The sequence below is a fragment of the Clostridium thermobutyricum genome (assembly GCF_000371465.1).
Taxonomy (GTDB): domain Bacteria; phylum Bacillota; class Clostridia; order Clostridiales; family Clostridiaceae; genus Clostridium; species Clostridium thermobutyricum.
Genome location: NZ_KB850956.1, coordinates 1,955,773 through 1,974,742 on the forward strand (window position 1 = coordinate 1,955,773; position 18,970 = coordinate 1,974,742).

General features: G+C 30.5%; 14 protein-coding genes, 6 tRNA genes, 1 rRNA gene and 1 other annotated feature (1 of these 22 cut by a window edge). All 21 genes read right to left on the bottom strand.

Annotated elements, in window-relative coordinates; all coding sequences use genetic code 11:
• Positions 1-2: 2 nt before the first annotated feature.
• Positions 3-815, bottom strand: a complete 813-nt coding sequence (gene aroE / locus HMPREF1092_RS09110) for a shikimate dehydrogenase (RefSeq protein ID WP_002598380.1) — start codon at positions 813-815, stop codon at positions 3-5.
• Between the two features lie 18 nt (positions 816-833).
• Positions 834-1,964, bottom strand: a complete 1,131-nt coding sequence (gene pheA, locus HMPREF1092_RS09115; protein WP_002598381.1) for a prephenate dehydratase — start codon at positions 1,962-1,964, stop codon at positions 834-836.
• Between the two features lie 2 nt (positions 1,965-1,966).
• A complete protein-coding gene (aroC, locus tag HMPREF1092_RS09120) occupies positions 1,967-3,046 on the bottom strand; it encodes a chorismate synthase (protein WP_002598382.1) in 1,080 nt (359 codons plus the stop codon).
• A complete protein-coding gene (gene aroA, locus HMPREF1092_RS09125) occupies positions 3,027-4,322 on the bottom strand; it encodes a 3-phosphoshikimate 1-carboxyvinyltransferase (protein WP_002598383.1) in 1,296 nt (431 codons plus the stop codon). The genes aroC and aroA overlap by 20 nt, the downstream gene beginning before the upstream one ends.
• A gap of 16 nt (positions 4,323-4,338) precedes the next feature.
• Positions 4,339-5,391: a 3-dehydroquinate synthase gene (aroB, locus tag HMPREF1092_RS09130; protein WP_002598384.1), complete on the bottom strand. Its 1,053-nt coding sequence runs from the start codon at positions 5,389-5,391 to the stop codon at positions 4,339-4,341.
• A gap of 91 nt (positions 5,392-5,482) precedes the next feature.
• Positions 5,483-6,496 carry a 3-deoxy-7-phosphoheptulonate synthase gene (gene aroF, locus HMPREF1092_RS09135; protein WP_002598385.1) on the bottom strand — a complete coding sequence of 338 codons (1,014 nt, stop codon included), beginning with the start codon at positions 6,494-6,496 and terminating at the stop codon, positions 5,483-5,485.
• Between the two features lie 388 nt (positions 6,497-6,884).
• Positions 6,885-8,321 (bottom strand): cardiolipin synthase, encoded by a 1,437-nt coding sequence (gene cls, locus HMPREF1092_RS09140; RefSeq protein ID WP_002598386.1) that lies wholly within the window; start codon positions 8,319-8,321, stop codon positions 6,885-6,887.
• Between the two features lie 129 nt (positions 8,322-8,450).
• Positions 8,451-10,643 (bottom strand): DNRLRE domain-containing protein, encoded by a 2,193-nt coding sequence (locus HMPREF1092_RS17675; protein WP_002598387.1) that lies wholly within the window; start codon positions 10,641-10,643, stop codon positions 8,451-8,453.
• A gap of 236 nt (positions 10,644-10,879) precedes the next feature.
• Positions 10,880-11,032 (bottom strand): zinc-ribbon domain-containing protein, encoded by a 153-nt coding sequence (locus tag HMPREF1092_RS09155; protein ID WP_002598388.1) that lies wholly within the window; start codon positions 11,030-11,032, stop codon positions 10,880-10,882.
• A 397-nt stretch (positions 11,033-11,429) separates the two neighbouring features.
• Positions 11,430-13,103, bottom strand: a complete 1,674-nt coding sequence (locus tag HMPREF1092_RS09160; RefSeq protein WP_002598389.1) for a MutS-related protein — start codon at positions 13,101-13,103, stop codon at positions 11,430-11,432.
• A gap of 279 nt (positions 13,104-13,382) precedes the next feature.
• Positions 13,383-13,925 (bottom strand): NADH peroxidase, encoded by a 543-nt coding sequence (locus HMPREF1092_RS09165; RefSeq protein ID WP_002598390.1) that lies wholly within the window; start codon positions 13,923-13,925, stop codon positions 13,383-13,385.
• A 252-nt stretch (positions 13,926-14,177) separates the two neighbouring features.
• Positions 14,178-14,720 (bottom strand): NADH peroxidase, encoded by a 543-nt coding sequence (locus tag HMPREF1092_RS09170; RefSeq protein ID WP_002598391.1) that lies wholly within the window; start codon positions 14,718-14,720, stop codon positions 14,178-14,180.
• A gap of 208 nt (positions 14,721-14,928) precedes the next feature.
• On the bottom strand, positions 14,929-15,336 hold the full coding sequence (locus tag HMPREF1092_RS09175) for a PH domain-containing protein (protein WP_002598392.1): 408 nt from the start codon (positions 15,334-15,336) through the stop codon (positions 14,929-14,931).
• A 71-nt stretch (positions 15,337-15,407) separates the two neighbouring features.
• On the bottom strand, positions 15,408-16,814 hold the full coding sequence (locus HMPREF1092_RS09180) for a basic amino acid/polyamine antiporter (RefSeq protein ID WP_207637626.1): 1,407 nt from the start codon (positions 16,812-16,814) through the stop codon (positions 15,408-15,410).
• Positions 16,815-17,036: 222 nt separating this feature from the next.
• Positions 17,037-17,112, bottom strand: a tRNA-Lys gene (locus HMPREF1092_RS09185).
• 5 nt (positions 17,113-17,117) lie between these two features.
• A tRNA-Gln gene (locus tag HMPREF1092_RS09190) sits at positions 17,118-17,192 on the bottom strand.
• 3 nt (positions 17,193-17,195) lie between these two features.
• Positions 17,196-17,271, bottom strand: a tRNA-His gene (locus HMPREF1092_RS09195).
• Positions 17,272-17,275: 4 nt separating this feature from the next.
• Positions 17,276-17,352: transfer RNA gene (locus tag HMPREF1092_RS09200), tRNA-Arg, on the bottom strand.
• A gap of 5 nt (positions 17,353-17,357) precedes the next feature.
• Positions 17,358-17,431 (bottom strand) — tRNA-Gly (locus HMPREF1092_RS09205).
• 114 nt (positions 17,432-17,545) lie between these two features.
• Positions 17,546-17,621: transfer RNA gene (locus HMPREF1092_RS09210), tRNA-Lys, on the bottom strand.
• Positions 17,622-17,626: 5 nt separating this feature from the next.
• A 5S ribosomal RNA gene (gene rrf, locus HMPREF1092_RS09215) occupies positions 17,627-17,743 on the bottom strand.
• A gap of 50 nt (positions 17,744-17,793) precedes the next feature.
• Positions 17,794-18,970, bottom strand: a sequence feature (mutual gap in cmsearch alignment for this rRNA model is longer than 100) (it continues 802 nt past the right edge of the window).

Here is an 18,970-nt window from a genome sequence, read left to right on the forward strand (position 1 = left end):
GACTACTCCTTATCAAACTCCTTACTTAATATAGTGTATAGTTCTTCTATTATATCTTTATTTATCTCTATATTTTCCCATATTTCATCAGCTTTTATTCCTTGAAGTACTAACATCATTAGTCCACCACAAGTTATTTTGCCTAGTTTTTTACCAATCTTTATGAACTCTGTTTCTATAGGATTATATATTAAATCCACTACACAATCATATTTTTGTATTATTTCCTCTGATACTGGTGAATTTGAAGAATTAGGATACATTCCAACAGGTGTTGTATTAATTATTAAATATCCTTCAATTTCTTTTAGCATATTATAATCAATTAATTTTACACCTTTTTTACTCTTTTTCCCCTGAATATCTCTACTTACTAAAAATATCTCTTTTGCATTTGCATCTAATAAATATTGTACAACAGCTTTACTTGCCCCTCCTGTACCCAATACAACTACTTTTTTATTTTCTACAAGTATATTTTTATCTAGTAGCATATTCTTAAAACCATAATAATCAGTATTATAACCTATAAGTTTATTTCCTTTATTTAAAATTGTATTAACAGCACCAATTTCTTTTGCTTCATCTGAAATTATATCTAACTGTTCCATAACTTTTTCTTTATAAGGAATAGTTACATTTACTCCCTTTATAGATAAAACTTTCATAGATTCTCCAAGTTTATCTATATTATTTTTCTCTATTTCAAAAAGCTTATAGCCTCCTTCTATAGATAAATTTTTAAAAACTGTATTGTGTATTTTAGGTGATAGAGAATGAGATAATTTTTCTCCTACTAATCCATAATAATTCATTATTTTAATCTCCTAATTCTAAAGTCCGTTTTTATACCAACCTAATATATTGAAATATTCACTACTATCTTTTATTGTTTTTAATGCCTTTGAAACTTCTATATTTTCTAAGCTTCCTTCAAAATCTACATAAAGATAATACTTCCAATTTCTATTTTTAGTTGGTCTTGATTCTATTCTAATCATATTTAAATTATTTTCTGAGAAAATTTTAAGAAGTCTAGATAAACTTCCTGGTTTATCTTCAAGTGAAAATACAACACTTATCTTATTTGCTCCATCTTCTTTTAAAAGTTCTTTTGAAACAATTATAAATCTTGTATGATTATCTTTTTCATCATTTATATTACTTCTAAGTATTTTAAGCCCATATATTTCTGCTGCTCTTCTACTTCCAATTGCAGCTTTTCTATCATCTTTTAAATCTGATACTAATTTTGCACTTGTTGCAGTATTATGAAATGGAATAAGCTTTAAATGATCATATTCTTTTAAAAATTTTGCACATTGCGCAAAACCTTGATTATGAGAATATACTTCATCAATTGACTCTAAAGTTGCTCCTTCTAATCCCATTAAATGTTGCTCTATTTTTATACTTATTTCCCCTGCTATATGAAAGCCATACTTTGCTAAAAGATCATGTACTTCTGATATTCCCCCAGTAGATGAATTCTCTACTGGTAAAATTCCATAATCAACTTCTCCTCTATCTATAGCTTTAAATACATCTTCAAACTCTTCATAAGCAATTGATTCATTTTCTTCTGAAAAATATTTTAAAAGTGCCTCTTCTGTAAATGAACCTCTAACTCCTTGAAAGCCTATTTTGCTTTCTTTTGTTATCTTTCTTTCTTTTATTGAATCTATTTCACTTTTTCTATTTAATTTTCTTCCTTGAAGTTCTCTACTAACTCCCATCATTTCATTAAAAAATTTTTCTAACTCTTTAGAATAATCTTTATTTTTTAATCTATCTACATTCTTTTTTATAACTAATTCTTCTCTTCCTTTATGAAAGATAGGTAAATTATTTTCTTTTTTATAATTTGCTACTTTTAAAACTACATCCATTCTTTTTTCAAATAGCTCTGTTATCTTTTCATCAATACTATCAATTTCTTTTCTATAGCTATCTAAACTATTCATATTTAAACCTCTTTCATTAAATCTAAAATTCCAATTGCTGCTATACACTCTATTACTGGAATTGCTCTTTGAACTATACAAGGATCATGTCTTCCCTCAATAACTAGTTCTTCATTTTCCTTTGTTTTTATATTTATTGTTTCTTGTTTTTTTATAATTGAAGCTGTTGGTTTTATTCCTGCTCTAAATATTATAGGCATTCCATTTGATATTCCACCTATAATACCACCATTATTATTTGTTCTAGTTTTTACTTGATCTCCATCATAATACATAGAATCATTTGCTTCAGAACCTCTAATCTTAGTTATATTAAAGCCTTCTCCAAATTCAACACCTTTAACAGCAGGTACTGAAAAAAGAAGATGTGATATTACACTTTCAATTGAATAAAAGAATGGACTTCCAACTCCAGCCTTAATTCCTGTTATTGCACATTCTATTATTCCTCCTACAGAATCACCTTCACTTTTTGCATTAAGAATCTCTTCACGCATTTTTTCTTCAACACTTTTATCCAAAACTGGTAATTCCATATTTAAAAGATTATTCATAATTTCTTCTTCTATTTCTAATGAATTAAAATTAACATCTTCTACTTTTCCTATACTTTTTACATGAGATGTAATTTTAATTCCTTCCTTTTCTAATATTTGCTTACAAATAGCTCCCGCAAATACTATAGGTGCAGTTATTCTTCCTGAAAAATGTCCACCACCTCTATAATCATTAAATCCATTGTATCTTACATTTCCTGTATAATCTGCATGACCTGGTCTCATTAAATCTCTAAGTTTTCCATAATCTCTTGAACGATTATCTTTATTTCTTATAATTCCACAAAGAGGAGTACCTGTAGTTTTTCCTTCAAAAAATCCACTAAGAATCTCTACATTATCTCCTTCTTTTCTTGCAGTAGATAATGGACTTTTTCCTGGTGCCCTTCTTCCCATTTCAAAATTCACTTTATCTAAATCAATTTCAAATCCAGAAGGTAGCCCATCAATAGTTATCCCTATTCCAGTTCCATGAGATTCTCCAAATATAGAAACCTTTAAGTTTCTACCCCATATTCCACTCATCAATAATTCCTCCTAAGCTCTTAAAATCTTCAAAGAAATGAGGATATGATTTTGAAACACATTCATAATCTTTTAAAACTATTGTATTTTTACATCTCGTAGAAGCTATTGCAAGCATCATTGCTATTCTATGGTCTTTATGACTCCAAACTTCTACTCCACCTTTAAACTCCTCTATTCCTTCTATTATTAATCCATTTTCTCTCTCTTCTATTATTCCTCCAAGCTTTGAAAGCTCTTCTTTTATTGCTTTCAATCTATCGCATTCCTTTATTCTTAATCTTTCAGCATTTATAATTTCTGTTTTTCCTTTTGAAAGGCATGCAACTACAGATAAAATTGGAATAACATCTGGACATCCTTTTGCATCTATCACTGTTCCAGTAAGCTCTTTTGCTTTCCCTCCAATAGCAGAATGAACTCTTTTAAATTTAGTCCCCATTCTTTTTAATATATCAATAGTTTCCATATCTCCTTGAAGAGAATTCTCTTTTAAATCTAAACTTATAACTTCATTTCCAATTGCATCTGCACAAAGGAAAAATGCGCCTTGAGAATAATCTCCTTCTACTTTATATTCTCTTTCTATATAATTTTGATTTCCTTTTATAATAAATTCCTTATAATTATTATTTATTATTTCTACACCAAAATCCTTCATGACATCTATAGTTAAATCAATATATCCTTTAGATTGAAGTTCTGTTGTTATATTTATTTTTGAATCACCATCTAATAAAGGAAGTATAAACATAAGCCCCGTAATAAATTGAGAACTTACATCTCCTCTTATACTAAAAACATCTGGCTTAAGTTTACCTTTTACTCTTAAATCTAATTCTTTTTCTTTATAAGTGTACTCTATATTTTGCTTATCAAATATTTCATAAAATATATCTAAAGGTCTTTTACCTAAATTTCCTCTTCCTATAAAGTGATTTTCACCTTCAAATAAATTTCCAATAGGAACTAAAAATCTTAAAGTAGAGCCTGACTCATTACAATCTATCTCTCTATTTTCCTTCATTTTAACTAAATTATTTTCCGAAAAAATACCTTCTATTTCAACACACTTATGCTTCTTATTTATTTTAGCTCCAAAAGCTTGCATTCCTTCTATTGTTGCTACTATATCATCTGAAAAATCTATATTCTTTATAATACTTCTTCCATTTGAAAGAGAAGCACATATAACTGCTCTATGAGCCATACTTTTTGAAGGTGGTATTTTTACCTCACCCTTTAACTTATTTGGCTTAATTTTATAATTACCCAAAAATAATCACTACTCCTTATTTGAAAAATTCTAAATTCGTATCATATATTTCCGCATTACCTATTTCTCTTACTAGTATAACTTTTAAAACCTTCCCCATATTTTTTTTATCTAAAGAAATGGTGTTTATTATTTCATCTTTTTCTTCTATATTAACTTCATATGGTAAATCATACTTAATAAGTACATTCTTTATTTTTTCAGAGTAAATATTTTCTGTTAATTTTTTTTCTTCAGTTAACTTAGCAATATTATACATACCTATTGCAACAGCTTCTCCATGTGTATATAATTTAAAATCATAGTATTTTTCAATAGCATGACCTAAAGTATGACCAAAGTTTAGGATCATTCTTTCACCTAAATCTTTCTCATCTCTCTCTACAACAATTCTCTTTATATTACAGCAAGTATATATAATGTCCTCTATATTCTCTAAAACTTCTCTCTTATCTTTATAACTTTCTAGCTTTCCAAATAAACCTTTATCTCTAATTAATCCATATTTTATTACTTCTCCTAAGCCATCTTTAAAAAATCTATCTTCTAATGTATTTAAGACATTTGGATCTATTATAACTCTTTTAGGTTGATAAAAACTTCCTACAAGATTTTTTCCTCTTTCTAAATCTACCCCTACTTTTCCTCCAACACTGCTATCAACTTGAGCTAGAAGTGATGTTGGAATCTGTATAAAAGGCACACCTCTTAAAAATGTAGAAGCTACAAAGCCTCCTAAATCTCCAATTACTCCTCCACCTAAAGTTATTATTAAATCTTTTCTTGTTAATTTAAAATCTAAAAGCTTGTTATATATAAGAGGAAGAGTATTAAAAGATTTTGTCTCTTCTCCTGGTTCTAAAACTAGTTTTTTAACATTAAAGCCTGAGTTTATTAAAGATCGAGAAACAACTTCACCATAATATTTATCTACATTTTTATCTGTTATTATAAATATTTTATTTCCATTATATACTTCTAATACACTTTCTGAAATTCTTTCTATTAACCCTTTTTCAATTACTATCTCATACGATTTTTCCTTTAAGTTAACTAATAGCTTTTTCATACTCTTCCACCTTTCTCTTTTATAAAACTAATTTATATTGTCTATATTACCTATCAATTTTACAACCTTTTTTAATTATAAACAAACTTTCTTACAATTCTCTTCCAACTGCTTTTGCTATTGGTCTTAATTCTTCTAATAATTTGCCATAAACATCAGGTTTAATAGACTGTTGTCCATCACAAAGTGCATTAGCTGGGTCATTATGAACTTCTATTATAAGTCCATCTGCTCCAACTGCTATAGCTGCCTTTGATAATGGCTCTACCATCCACCATTTTCCCGCCGCATGACTTGGATCAATAATTATTGGAAGATGACTTAATTTTTTAATAGCTGGAACTATGCTTAAATCTAAAGTATTTCTTGTAAAAGTTTCAAAAGTTCTTATTCCTCTTTCACAAAGAATTACATTTTCATTTCCACCAGCCATAATGTATTCTGCACTCATCAATAATTCTTCAATATTTGAAGATAGACCTCTCTTTAAAAGTATTGGTCTATTTGCCTTTCCTAATTCTTTTAAAAGATCAAAGTTTTGCATATTTCTAGCACCAACTTGAATTATATCAACTTCTTCATTAAATTTTTCCACATCATATGGTGACATTATTTCTGTTACTATTGGTAATCCAGTTTTTTCTCTAGCTATTTTTAATAATTCTAATCCTTCGTAAGCTAAACCTTGGAAGCTATATGGAGAAGTTCTAGGTTTAAATGCTCCTCCTCTTAAAAATCCTGCTCCTAATCCTTTTACTGATTCTGCAATCCCTATTATTTGTTTTTCATTTTCAACAGAGCAAGGTCCAGCTATTAATGCAATCTTGTTTCCACCAATTTTCTGTCCATTTACATCTATTATTGAAGGTTCTGGATGAAACATTTTATTTGCTTTTTTAAATGGCTCTTGAACATGCATAACCCTTTCTACATTTCTATTCGCCTCAATTTGTGAATGATCAATTTTACTAGTATCCCCAACTAATCCTAATATAATAAGATCCTTTCCTTTTACTTTACTAACCTCTACTCCTTTTGCTTCTAATGAATTTGTCAAATTATTAATTTCATTTTCACTAGTATTTTGTTTTAAAATTACTATCATATTTCTACCCCCTTAATATTAAAAAAAGCTCATCTTTTGATGAGCTTGTAAATTTATATTTATCTAATGTTATAAAAGTCCCTTGGATTTTCAAATTAAATTTATATACTCATTAATGTAGAATTTATTATTTTTTTACACGAAAAATATCTAGCGCTAAAATAAAAGCCCCAGAAAGTAAAGTAAAAAAATCTATAAAAATTTTTTGGCAATTCTACTATTAATTTTTTCATTTCAATTCTCCTTTTCCAAATTATTACTTTTATTTTTTATAATTTTAACATATATTTATTACTACGTCATTAATTCCTTTATTTTTTAGATAGATTCGTATGAAAACATTTTATTTTTATTAATTTATCATTATTTGCCAATTTATTTTAAACATTTATAATATTGGAGAAAGTAATCTAATTATTGACTCTAGTATCTTAATTCCTCTTCCTCTATTTTCATGTTTTTCTCTTGTAATCTCATCTGAAAATTCAAGATCATTCATAAATTGTTTTTCAACATTTTTAGCTATCTCCTTATTATAAATAAACGAGTTAACTTCAAAATTCAACCTAAAACTTCTTATATCCATATTAGCAGTTCCAATACTTGCAACTTCACTATCTACAACTAAAACCTTAGCATGAACAAATCCATTATTATAATAGAAAATTTTTGCACCTGCATCTAAAAGTTCTCCTATATATGAACTAGCTGCCCATTGCATAAATTTATGATCTGGCTGACCTGGTATAATAATTTGAACATCTACACCAGATAAAGCAGCTATTCTTAAACTTTCCATCATTGTATCATCTGGTACAAAATAAGGTGTAGTTAAAAATATATTTTTCTTAGCATTAGTAATCATTTTTACATATCCATTTTTTATATATTCTTCATTATGATCTGGTCCACTAGTAACAATTTGAATTCCAACATCACCTTTTTCTAAATCTCCATCATAATCATACTTATCAAAATCAATTATTTGTTCATTTGCAGCATAGCACCAATCTAGAAGAAACCTTTCTCCCAAATCTGTTACAGCTTTTCCTCTTATTCTAATATGAGTATCACGCCAATTTCCTATTTTTTTATCTTTTCCTAAGTATTCATCTCCTACATTAAATCCTCCTACATATCCATACTCTCCATCAATTATAACTATTTTTCTATGGTTTCTATAGTTTACTCGTGTATTTATATGTGGAAGTATTCCTGGGAAAAATATTGAGAATTTTCCTCCAAGCTCTAAATATCTTTTCAAACTTTTTTTAGTCATTTTATGTGAGCCCATGGCATCGACTAAAAATTTAACTTCAACTCCTTCTTTTAATTTTTTCTCTAAGGCTTCAATAATTTCTGTTCCAATTTCATCTTTCCTAAAAATATAATATTGAATGTGTATATAATTTTTAGCATTTTTTATATCTTTAAGAAGTGCATTAAATTTATCTTTTCCATTATGATAAATTTCAATTTCATTATTTTCCGTATATCTTGCTCCAGAATTATTAAAATTCATTTTTCTCAAATCAAAATATCTGCTTCCATCATCTTTTCCTTCTGAAATATTTAAGTAATTATCTTTTAAAGATTTTCTTTTATATGCATCTATTATAGCTTTTTCTTTAAACAACTTTTGTCTACTAAAGTTTTGACCTATTATTATATAAATTATAAATCCAATACCAGGAAGTAATAAAAAAATCAATAGCCATGCCCATGTAGTAGTTGGATTTTTTCTTTCAATAAATATTAATGAAAGTGAAAATATAATATTTAATAATATTACTACTACTGTTAACCAAAAAAAATGCACTTTCATCCCCTCCCTCTTCTGTAAATTTTTCTTTTTTTAATTATATCTCTCTATTATAATTTTTGCACTATTTATATAAAAAAACATGCATAATTGTTTAATCATGCATGTCTTTTTTATAAACTAATAATCTTTCTATGATATTTTAATTATAGTAATTCTTGTTAAGCAATATTTTAATGGGCATTTAGAAGAATTCACCAATTGTAATTCAACTTTGCCACCACAATTGAAATCAACTATAGATGAGCTAGCTAAATTAACTGAAATTCCTGTCTTACAAATTTCAGCTGCAGCAATTCCTATAGAGTTTTTATTTGCTACAAGTTTTATTTCAGCTAAATTTCCACATTCTCCTATTGCTGAAGTTGAGAAATTAATTAAATAAGCTCCTCTTTCTCTTAATTCTATAACACTACTTCCTTCTCTATGGCAAATTGAATCTCCATTTATAACTATATTATTTCCTAAAGCTAATGCATGTTGTCCATTAACTAATTGACACCTATCTGAACAAATATATGCATTATCAATAGTAGGAGTTTCTCCTTGTTCACCTTGTGGCCCTCTACATCCTTTTGGTCCTTGTGGTCCCATTGGTCCTGGATCTCCTTTTGGTCCTTTACATCCTTTTGGCCCTGGTTCACCTTGTGGTCCTTGTGGTCCCATTTCTCCCTGTGGACCTCTACATCCCATTTCACCTTTTGGTCCTTCTGGTCCTTCTGGTCCTATTGGTCCTTCTAGTCCTCTTGGTCCTTCTGGTCCCATTGGACCCATTGGTCCTTGTTCTCCTTGTGGTCCTTGTTCTCCTTGTGGCCCTTGTGGTCCTTCTGGCCCTTGTGGTCCTGCTTCTCCTTGTGATCCTACTGGTCCTTCTGGTCCTGAATCTCCTTTTGGACCAATTTTTCCTTCTGGTCCTATTGGTCCTTCTGGCCCTACTGGACCTTGTACACCTGCTGGTCCTGCTGGTCCTACTGGACCCTCTGGTCCTACTGGTCCCATCTCACCTTGTGGTCCTCTATCACCTTTTGGTCCCCTTGGTCCCATTTCTCCTTGTGGTCCTTCTGGTCCTTCTGGTCCTTCTGGTCCTTCTTCTCCATCTTCACCTTGTGGTCCTTGTGGTCCAATTGGTCCTTGTGGCCCTTGTGGTCCTTCTAATCCCTGTGGTCCCATAGGTCCTACTGGTCCTTGTATTCCTTGTGGTCCCATTGGTCCTGGATCTCCTTGTGGTCCTGCTTCTCCTCTTGGTCCTTGTACACCTTCTGGTCCTTGTGGTCCTTGTGAACCTTCTGGCCCTTCTGGCCCTTCTGGTCCTACTGGTCCTTCTGGTCCTCTTTCGCCTTCTGGTCCTTGAATACCTTGAATACCTTGTTTTCCTTGTGGTCCTGTTAATCCTCTTGGTCCTTCTGGCCCCCTTGGTCCTTGTGGTCCTTCTGGTCCCATTGGTCCTTCTGGCCCTGCTGGTCCCATTTCACCTGTTAATCCTTGTGGTCCTGTTGGTCCTACTGGTCCTTCTGGTCCAACTTCACCTTTTTCACCTTTAGCTCCTTGAACTCCTCTTGGTCCTTGTGGTCCTTGTGCTCCTTTTTCCCCTTTTGGACCTATTGGTCCTCTTGGCCCTTGCGGCCCTTGTTGTCCTTCTTCACCTTGTGGTCCTTCTGGCCCAATTAAACCTTCTGGCCCTTCTGGTCCTTGTAAACCTACTGGTCCTTGATCTCCTTTAGGTCCTTCTGGTCCTTCTGGCCCTCTTGGTCCCTCTGGCCCTCTTGGTCCTGGACAACAACAATTTTCTTTATCTTCACATACTACTTTTAAAACTGGTCCATTCATTTCTCTAGAAGATGCAAATACAACTTCTCCTATTGAATTATCAGAAATAGCTATAGTAATTCCATTATTTTTTATAGTACCTTTAACCCATTTAGAAACTAAATCAGTTATTTTAATTGAAATATATTTTCCTACACAATCATCTGAAATCATTATGTTCTTTTTAAATGATTTAGTAGATGGTGCAGTATTATAGGTTACCACTTCTGGATTAAAACTTTCTTCATTATATAAAATATCTATATTAACATTTTTACAACTACAGTTCGCATTTAGTTTCTTAACATATAATTTTAATTCAGCTTCAAGTATTTTATATCCACATCCGCAATCGTGAATATTTAAATTAAATTTCATTAAAGAATTTGCAATTTTATCTTTACATCCCCATTCTTCCTTTTTTTCTACTAGTAAAAAATTTTCACTTGAAAAATTATCATTTGGATAAGCAGATGAAACAAACGTATCACTATTAGTGTAAATATTTTTTCTAATCAAAATGCCACCGCCTTTTTTATAATTAATTTCTATACTACTAATATATTTTTTATAACTAATATGGCTACAATTTATTTTTAAATGTTCTAATATTTGACAAAAAATATTTTTTCTTCTTTTTAGTATTAATTAATTTAAGATGTATGACTTTTGTTTTTAATTATGTAATAGCTAAAATTATTTATAACTTCAAAATAAAAAAAGAGACCTAAAAAGGTCTCTTGTAAATTTCAAAACTATCTGTTGTTTCTTTGTTGTTTTCTAGCTTTTCTGCACTCTGGGCATCTTACTGGATCATTTTCAAATCCTTTTTCTTTGTAGAACGCTTGTTCTCCTTCAGTGAATAAGAATTCTTTTCCACAATCTTTACATACTATTGTTTTATCCATTTTAAATTCCTCCTTGTTTAAAGACTTGATCGAAACTTATAAATTCTCTAAATAAGGAGAAAATTATAATTTACCACATCTTTAATTCAAATATTTACTGTATTGCTACTATTTCACTTTAACAGATTAGGAACTTTTTATCAATAGATTTTCATAAAATATTTTGAAAATTTAAAATTTTCACTTTTAATTCTATTTTTAATGTTAATTTTAACATTAACTCTATCTTATAAATCATTCCCATCTTATAAAAAGCAGTTAACTTTAATATATCCATTTTTAATACATTTTATACTTTTAATATTTTATTATAGCCAATATTTTTATATAAATTTTATGGATATATTATTCATTATATATCTATATTCAAATTTTAAAATTTTGATACTATTTGTAATTAATTTAACTTTTTCCATTTGTTATTTTTTATAAAGAATTTAATATTTTCTTCTGCTGTTTCTGTAATTTGTTTATCATATCCTATTAATTCTAACATTTTTATTGCATTTCTAGTTTTAGATGGTCCTTTTTTTAGTTTATAATCGAATCTTATTCTATTATCTTCTATACATTCTTCAAAATTATAGTTTTTAAATTTATTTTCTAATATATATGTTAGTTCAATATCATGTGTAGCTCCAAAACAAATACATTGTTCATTTTCTGAAAGCATATTTAATATTTCAGTTGAAGCTGCTATTCTTTCTAATGTATTTGTTCCCCTAAGTACTTCATCAATAAAACAAATACTATATTCCTTACTTTTACTTCCATCTAAAATTCTCTTTATAGATTTTATTTCTGCAATATAATAACTTTCATTCTTAAAAATATTATCACTCAAAGCCATAGAACTATATATCTTAAAAAAACTAGTTTTAAACTCTTTGGCACATACAGTGTTAATAGTTTGAGCTAAAATGCAATTTAATCCTATACTTCTTAAAAAAGTACTTTTTCCAGAAGCATTAGATCCTGTTATTAATATATCATCCTTAGTTTCTAAGCTATTCTTTATTGGATTCTTAATTAATGGATTATATATCTCTTTAAAACTTATAATTTTTTCTTTCTCAAACTTTGGATTTGAATATTCTATTGTTTTTCTAAATGATGCTATACTTATAAAAGAATCTATACTGCCTATAAATTCATAAATTCCTCTTATACTATCTCCTTCATTTTTAATTATATTTTCAATCTCTATAAAATTAATAACTTTGCTTAAAGTTATAATTTTAAAATACTCTCCTATTACCTCTAATTCATTATTTATATTACTTTCTTTTTTACCTACTCTTTTATTTCTCAAATCCTTTACTTTTTTAAAGGATTCATCTAACTTATCAAATTTATCATTTATCTCTTTTATATTTTTCTTATATATTTTTAAAGCATTATTTATCATAATATTCATATACATATAATCTTTCATTCTATATTGAACTAATTTTTCAATTCTAAAATGAATGAAAATATTAACTATTATATTTAAAACTAATAATACCACTAATTTTAAGTTTATAAATGATAAAAATATAAATATAATTAAGCTCCATCTTAAAATATCAAAGATATATCCCTTAGTAATAAAAACATCTATTTTTTTAAAATAATCTGAAAGTCTTGCAGAATTTTCAAATCCTATACTACTAAGTATTACTTGTATATTAAATCTTTCTTTTTCATTATGGATAAAAAATTTTATTAAATTTTCTCTCTTTTCAATTTCAGATTTGCTAAAACTAGGAGTTCTTAACATCTTATATAACACTTCTCTTCCAATAGAAGTTCTAGTATTACCTATTATTTCAAATATAGATTCCATCTCTAAATCATTCCATGTTATATCATCAATATAAAAATTTTCTCCTTTTGTATTTTCAAAAAAGCTTTTATTGTTTTTATCTTTATAGACATATTCTTTTTCTAAATGATATCTTGTCCCATAAGATTTTATAATATCTTTTTTTATGATTTTTTTCCATCTGTATTTTATATATTTTTCAGTTAATAACATGGAAAAAACAATTATTAAAGCAAAAATAATGTATTTATATATCTCACTCATCTAAATCCCCCCTCACTCAATTGTATCATAATTACTTTTAAGGGAAAATAAAGTATTTCGAATATTATTTTTAATAAAAAAAAGAACCTGAAGGGGTCAGGTTCTTTCTAATTTGGATGAATGTTTATAGTAATTTTTTAAATGGACAATTTAATCATCTCCAGATTGCTCTAGATTAATTAAATTTAGTATAAACAGCTTAAATTTAGCTTATGTACGGGCAAATTAAACATATAAATATCGTCTTAATTTGCCCATTATTATTCCTTAATTTTTAAATTATGCAAAATATCTGTCTAATAACCCTTTGAATGCTCTTCCATGTCTAGCTTCGTCTTTACACATTTCGTGAACTGTGTCATGGATTGCATCTAAGTTTAATTGTTTAGCTAATGTAGCTAATTCTTTCTTACCTTGGCAAGCTCCGAATTCTGCATCTACTCTTGCTTGTAAGTTTGCTTTTGTATCAGCAACTACTACTTCACCTAATAATTCAGCGAATTTAGCAGCATGTTCTGCTTCTTCGAAAGCTATTCTTTTATATGCTTCTGCTACTTCTGGGTGTCCTTCTCTATCTGCTTGTCTTGACATTGCTAAGTACATTCCAACTTCTGTACATTCTCCCATAAAGTTAGCTCTTAATCCTTCAATTACTCTTTCATCTACACCTTGTGCTACACCAATTTTGTGTTCATCAGCCCAAGCCATTTCTCCTGATTGTTCATTGAATTTTTCTGGTCCTACACCACATACTGGACATTTTTCTGGTGCAGTTTCTCCTTCATGAACATATCCACATACTGTACAAATAAATTTTTTCATATTAATTTCCTCCTCTTATTTAAACACACTTTATTTATTATTAATTAGTTACTTAGTCATTCTCTATGAGTTTATTATATAATAATAATTATTATTTGTAAATATTTTTTTTTAGAAAAATTTTATTAATTATTTTTTTCTCTAATGTTAACAATATAATTTAAATAAAAGAGAGTACCAAATTTAGTACTCTCTTTTATTTATAATACTATTAAATTATCTTTGCTTAATATTAATAATTTAAAATGAGTATTAAGCAAAGTATCTATCTAAAAGACCTTTGAAAGCTCTTCCATGTCTTGCTTCGTCTTTACACATTTCGTGAACTGTGTCATGAACTGCATCTAAGTTTAATTGTTTAGCTAATGTAGCTAATTCTTTCTTACCTTGACAAGCTCCGAATTCAGCATCTACTCTTGCTTGTAAGTTTGCTTTTGTATCAGCTACAACTACTTCTCCTAAAAGTTCTGCAAATTTAGCAGCATGTTCTGCTTCTTCAAAAGCTATTCTTTTATATGCTTCTGCTACTTCTGGATGTCCTTCTCTATCTGCTTGTCTTGACATTGCTAAATACATCCCAACTTCTGTACATTCTCCAGTAAAGTTAGCTCTTAATCCTTCGATTATTCTTTCATCTACACCTTGTGCAACTCCAATTTTATGTTCATCAGCCCAAGCCATTTCTCCTGATTGTTCTACGAATTTATCTTTTCCTGCTTTACATACTGGACATACTTCTGGAGCTTCTGTACCTTCAAACACATATCCACATACTGTACACATAAATCTTTTCATTTGCAATCCCTCCTAATTATACTTTCAATTCATATTTCACTCTGTTATATAACTATATTAAGACGTCTTATATATATAATACCATTTTTTAACTAACTATTTTTATTTTTTGGTATATTTAACTAATTATTCACATAAAAATAAGCTTTACTAAAGTAAAGCTTATAAATATTTGTTATAAATATTTTAATATATTTAATATTATCCATTAAACACATAAATAATATTTTTTAACTTGGTTTATTATCTTTTTTCCTTCTTTAGATTGAGCTTTGGGTACTTTAAATGATATAGGTGCAGAAAAATACATTCCATTTTCCCCTAGAACTATATTTCCTTCTACTCCTATTTTTATATCTACATCTAAGTCAAAATTTCCTGCTGTTTCAAAACTCACGCTTTTAATATTTTTTTTTGGAAAAAACTTAACTTCTACTTTCTTTCCCGAAATTCCTTGTACATCAACTATATAAATTCCTAAATTTGTGAATATAACTGAATCTCTTATAAACTGATATGAAGCTATAACAATTTCATCTTCTAATAAAAATTCTTTAATCTTACTAATATCAGCACCTATTGTAGCTTTTCCTGTTAACTTATCATATAACCCCATTTATACCTCCAAATATAAACCTTATAATATATGTATACTTAATTTATATAAAATTATTCAATATCAATAAATTAAAAACTTATCATTAGACTAAATAATCCTAAAATAATAAAAATTGAACATAAAATTCCTTCCCATTTTTTTTCGAATAATTTAGTTTTTCTTTCTCTTGCTTTTATTAATAAGAATATTACTCCTAATCCATATAATCCTGCACAATATAAAATATTTTGCAATCCTGCAGTAGTTACCATATAAATAGAATAAATAATTCCTCCTAAAGCATAAAAGATATTTATTTTCTTCTTGCTTTCAATTGATATTTTAAGTAAAAATGCTGCTGATAGAATATAAGGCAATAAAATCATTGTTGTTGCTATATTTGTTATTTCTTGAAAAGCATTTTCTAATCTCATAGATAAGATATATGCTATTTCCATTATAATTCCATTAAATATAATGGCATTTACTGCAGCATTATTTTTATTTACTTTGCCTAAAAATTTGGGAAACATTTTATCTTTAGCTACCATCAGAGGAGTTTCAACAGTTAATATAGTCCATGAAACCCAAGCTCCTAATATAGAAGTTACAATTCCTATATTAACCATGGCTTCAGCCCAAGTTCCATTAGTATATTTTAATATTCCTCCTAAAGCTGGTGTTTGTATAGAAATTAATTTTTCCTGACTCATAACTCCAAAACTTAACATTACTATTAATACATAACATATGAGAACAAAAATATATCCTATAATAGTTGCTTTTCCTACATCACTAACTTTTTTTGCTCTAGCTGATATTACAACAGCTCCTTCAACACCAACAAAAACCCATAAAGTTTGAAGCATTGCATTTTTAATTTGAGTTCCAACTCCTCCTAAATTACCACCACTTTCATTTAAAGCTCTTGCCCAAATATCACTTGAAAATATATTCATTTTAAACGCTATAATTAATAGTACTATGGCTAATCCTATTGGAAATATTTTCGCAATAGTTGCCACACCATTTACTATATTTGCAGTTTTCATTCCTTGTGCTATAAAACCTATTACTGCCCAAATTAAAATGCTACTTATTATAAAACCAGCAAAAGAATTTACTCCCCCTATTTGAGGGAAAAAATTAGTTAAAGCATTTACAAGAAGTATTGCAAATGAAACATTTCCTATTAAATTACTTAACCAATACCCCCAAGCTGAACTAAATCCTATATATGATCCAAATCCATCTTTTGCGTAATAATATATTCCCCCAATAATATCTGATCTTTCATGTGATAATATTTGAAATACCTTTGCTATAAAGAAAACTCCTATACCAGTTATAACCCAAGCTATAATACTAGCCCCTACACCTGCGTTACTTGCTATCCCCTGTGGAAGATTAAAAATTCCACTTCCGATCATTGATCCAATTACTATCATAATTAATCCAAATAATCCAACTTTTTGTGAGTTACTCTTATTCTCCAATAGCAATATCCACCTCCTATGTCTTTTAAAAACTTTTATCATTTGAAATATAAAAACTGTATCAAATTACTTTATATTTTTATTGATACAGTTTAATTCTTTAATTTGTAAATATATATATTTACTATTCTATTTTACTACATTTTTTTAACATTTTCTTCTTTTTATTAAAATTTCATTTAATTTTTGATATAAAAAAAAGCTATTTAAATAAATAGCTTTTGGTGGCTCACCGGGGAATCGAACCCCGGACACCATGATTAAAAGTCATGTGCTCTACCGACTGAGCTAGTGAACCGTATTTGGCAGGGATAGCAGGATTTGAACCTACGAATGCCACAGTCAAAGTGTGGTGCCTTACCGCTTGGCGATATCCCTAAGTGGGGTGGACGATGGGACTCGAACCCACGACAACCAGAACCACAATCTGGCGCTCTACCAACTGAACTACGTCCACCATATGGTGCGTCTTAAGAGATTCGAACTCCTGGCCCACGCCTTAGAAGGGCGTTGCTCTATCCAGCTGAGCTAAAGACGCATATTTGGAGCGGGTAGTGGGAATCGAACCCACCTTTCCAGCTTGGAAGGCTGGAGTATTACCGATATACGATACCCGCATACTTTAAATTTATTATTGTTGTGCATATGAATAGATTCGAACCTCCACCCCAACAGTGATAGATTCTTAGTCTAGTATGTCTATCAATCTGTCACATTTGCAAACACTTAATTGGTGGCTCACCGGGGAATCGAACCCCGGACACCATGATTAAAAGTCATGTGCTCTACCGACTGAGCTAGTGAACCTTATTACCTAGCAATTTCCTACTCTTCCACACAGTTTCCCATGCAGTACCATCGGAGTTATAGAGCTTAACTTTCCTGTTCGAAATGGGAAAGAATGTTTCCTCTATGCCATCATCACTAGATTTTCAAGAAATATATTCCTTGAAAATTGCATACATAGTTGTTAATATATATGGTCAAGCCCTCGATCTATTAGTATTAGTCAGCTGAACATGTTACCATGCTTACACCCCTAACCTATCAACCTTGTGTTCTTCAAGGGATCTTACTAGCTTACGCTATGGGAAATCTAATCTTGAGGTGGGCTTCACGCTTAGATGCTTTCAGCGTTTATCCCTTCCCGACTTAGCTACCCAGCTATGCTTCTGGCGAAACAACTGGTACACCATAGGTCAGTCCATCCCGGTCCTCTCGTACTAAGGACAGCTCCTCTCAAATTTCCTACGCCCGCGACGGATAGGGACCGAACTGTCTCACGACGTTCTGAACCCAGCTCGCGTGCCGCTTTAATGGGCGAACAGCCCAACCCTTGGGACCTACTTCAGCCCCAGGATGCGACGAGCCGACATCGAGGTGCCAAACCTCCCCGTCGATGTGAACTCTTGGGGGAGATCAGCCTGTTATCCCCGAGGTAGCTTTTATCCGTTGAGCGATGGCCCTCCCACGAGGTACCACCGGATCACTAAGCCCGACTTTCGTCCCTGCTCCACTTGTGGGTGTCGCAGTCAGGCTCCCTTCTGCCTTTGCACTCTTCGAACGATTTCCGACCGTTCTGAGGGAACCTTTGGGCGCCTCCGTTACTTTTTAGGAGGCGACCGCCCCAGTCAAACTGCCCACCTAACAATGTCCAGTCACCAGTTTCATGGCGTCCTGTTAGAACTCCAGTAATATCAGGGTGGTATCCCAAGGGCGACTCCACTAAGACTGACGTCCTAGTTTCCTAGTCTCCCACCTATCCTGTACAGATAATACCGAAATTCAATGCTAAGCTACAGTAAAGCTCTACGGGGTCTTTCCGTCCAATCGCGGGTAGCGAGCATCTTCACTCGCACTACAACTTCGCCGGATTTGCAGTTGAGACAGTGCACAAGTCATTACGCCATTCGTGCGGGTCAGAACTTACCTGACAAGGAATTTCGCTACCTTAGGACCGTTATAGTTACGGCCGCCGTTTACTGGGGCTTAAGTTCATACCTTCGCTTGCGCTAAGTATTCCCCTTAACCTTCCAGCACCGGGCAGGCGTCAGCCCCTATACATCAGCTTTCGCTTTAGCAGAGACCTGTGTTTTTGCTAAACAGTTGCTTGTGCCTATTCTCTGCGGCCTACTCTCGTAGGCACCCCTTCTCCC

Bases quoted from the DNA above. Each gene is read 5' to 3' on its own strand.
- aroE (WP_002598380.1), bottom strand. From the start codon at position 815: ATGAATTATTATGGATTAGTAGGAGAAAAATTATCTCATTCTCTATCA.
- pheA (WP_002598381.1), bottom strand. From the start codon at position 1,964: ATGAATAGTTTAGATAGCTATAGAAAAGAAATTGATAGTATTGATGAA.
- aroC (WP_002598382.1), bottom strand. From the start codon at position 3,046: ATGAGTGGAATATGGGGTAGAAACTTAAAGGTTTCTATATTTGGAGAA.
- aroB (WP_002598384.1), bottom strand. From the start codon at position 5,391: ATGAAAAAGCTATTAGTTAACTTAAAGGAAAAATCGTATGAGATAGTA.
- aroF (WP_002598385.1), bottom strand. From the start codon at position 6,496: ATGATAGTAATTTTAAAACAAAATACTAGTGAAAATGAAATTAATAAT.
- cls (WP_002598386.1), bottom strand. From the start codon at position 8,321: ATGAAAGTGCATTTTTTTTGGTTAACAGTAGTAGTAATATTATTAAAT.
- HMPREF1092_RS09155 (WP_002598388.1), bottom strand. From the start codon at position 11,032: ATGGATAAAACAATAGTATGTAAAGATTGTGGAAAAGAATTCTTATTC.
- HMPREF1092_RS09160 (WP_002598389.1), bottom strand. From the start codon at position 13,103: ATGAGTGAGATATATAAATACATTATTTTTGCTTTAATAATTGTTTTT.
- HMPREF1092_RS09165 (WP_002598390.1), bottom strand. From the start codon at position 13,925: ATGAAAAAATTTATTTGTACAGTATGTGGATATGTTCATGAAGGAGAA.
- HMPREF1092_RS09170 (WP_002598391.1), bottom strand. From the start codon at position 14,720: ATGAAAAGATTTATGTGTACAGTATGTGGATATGTGTTTGAAGGTACA.
- HMPREF1092_RS09175 (WP_002598392.1), bottom strand. From the start codon at position 15,336: ATGGGGTTATATGATAAGTTAACAGGAAAAGCTACAATAGGTGCTGAT.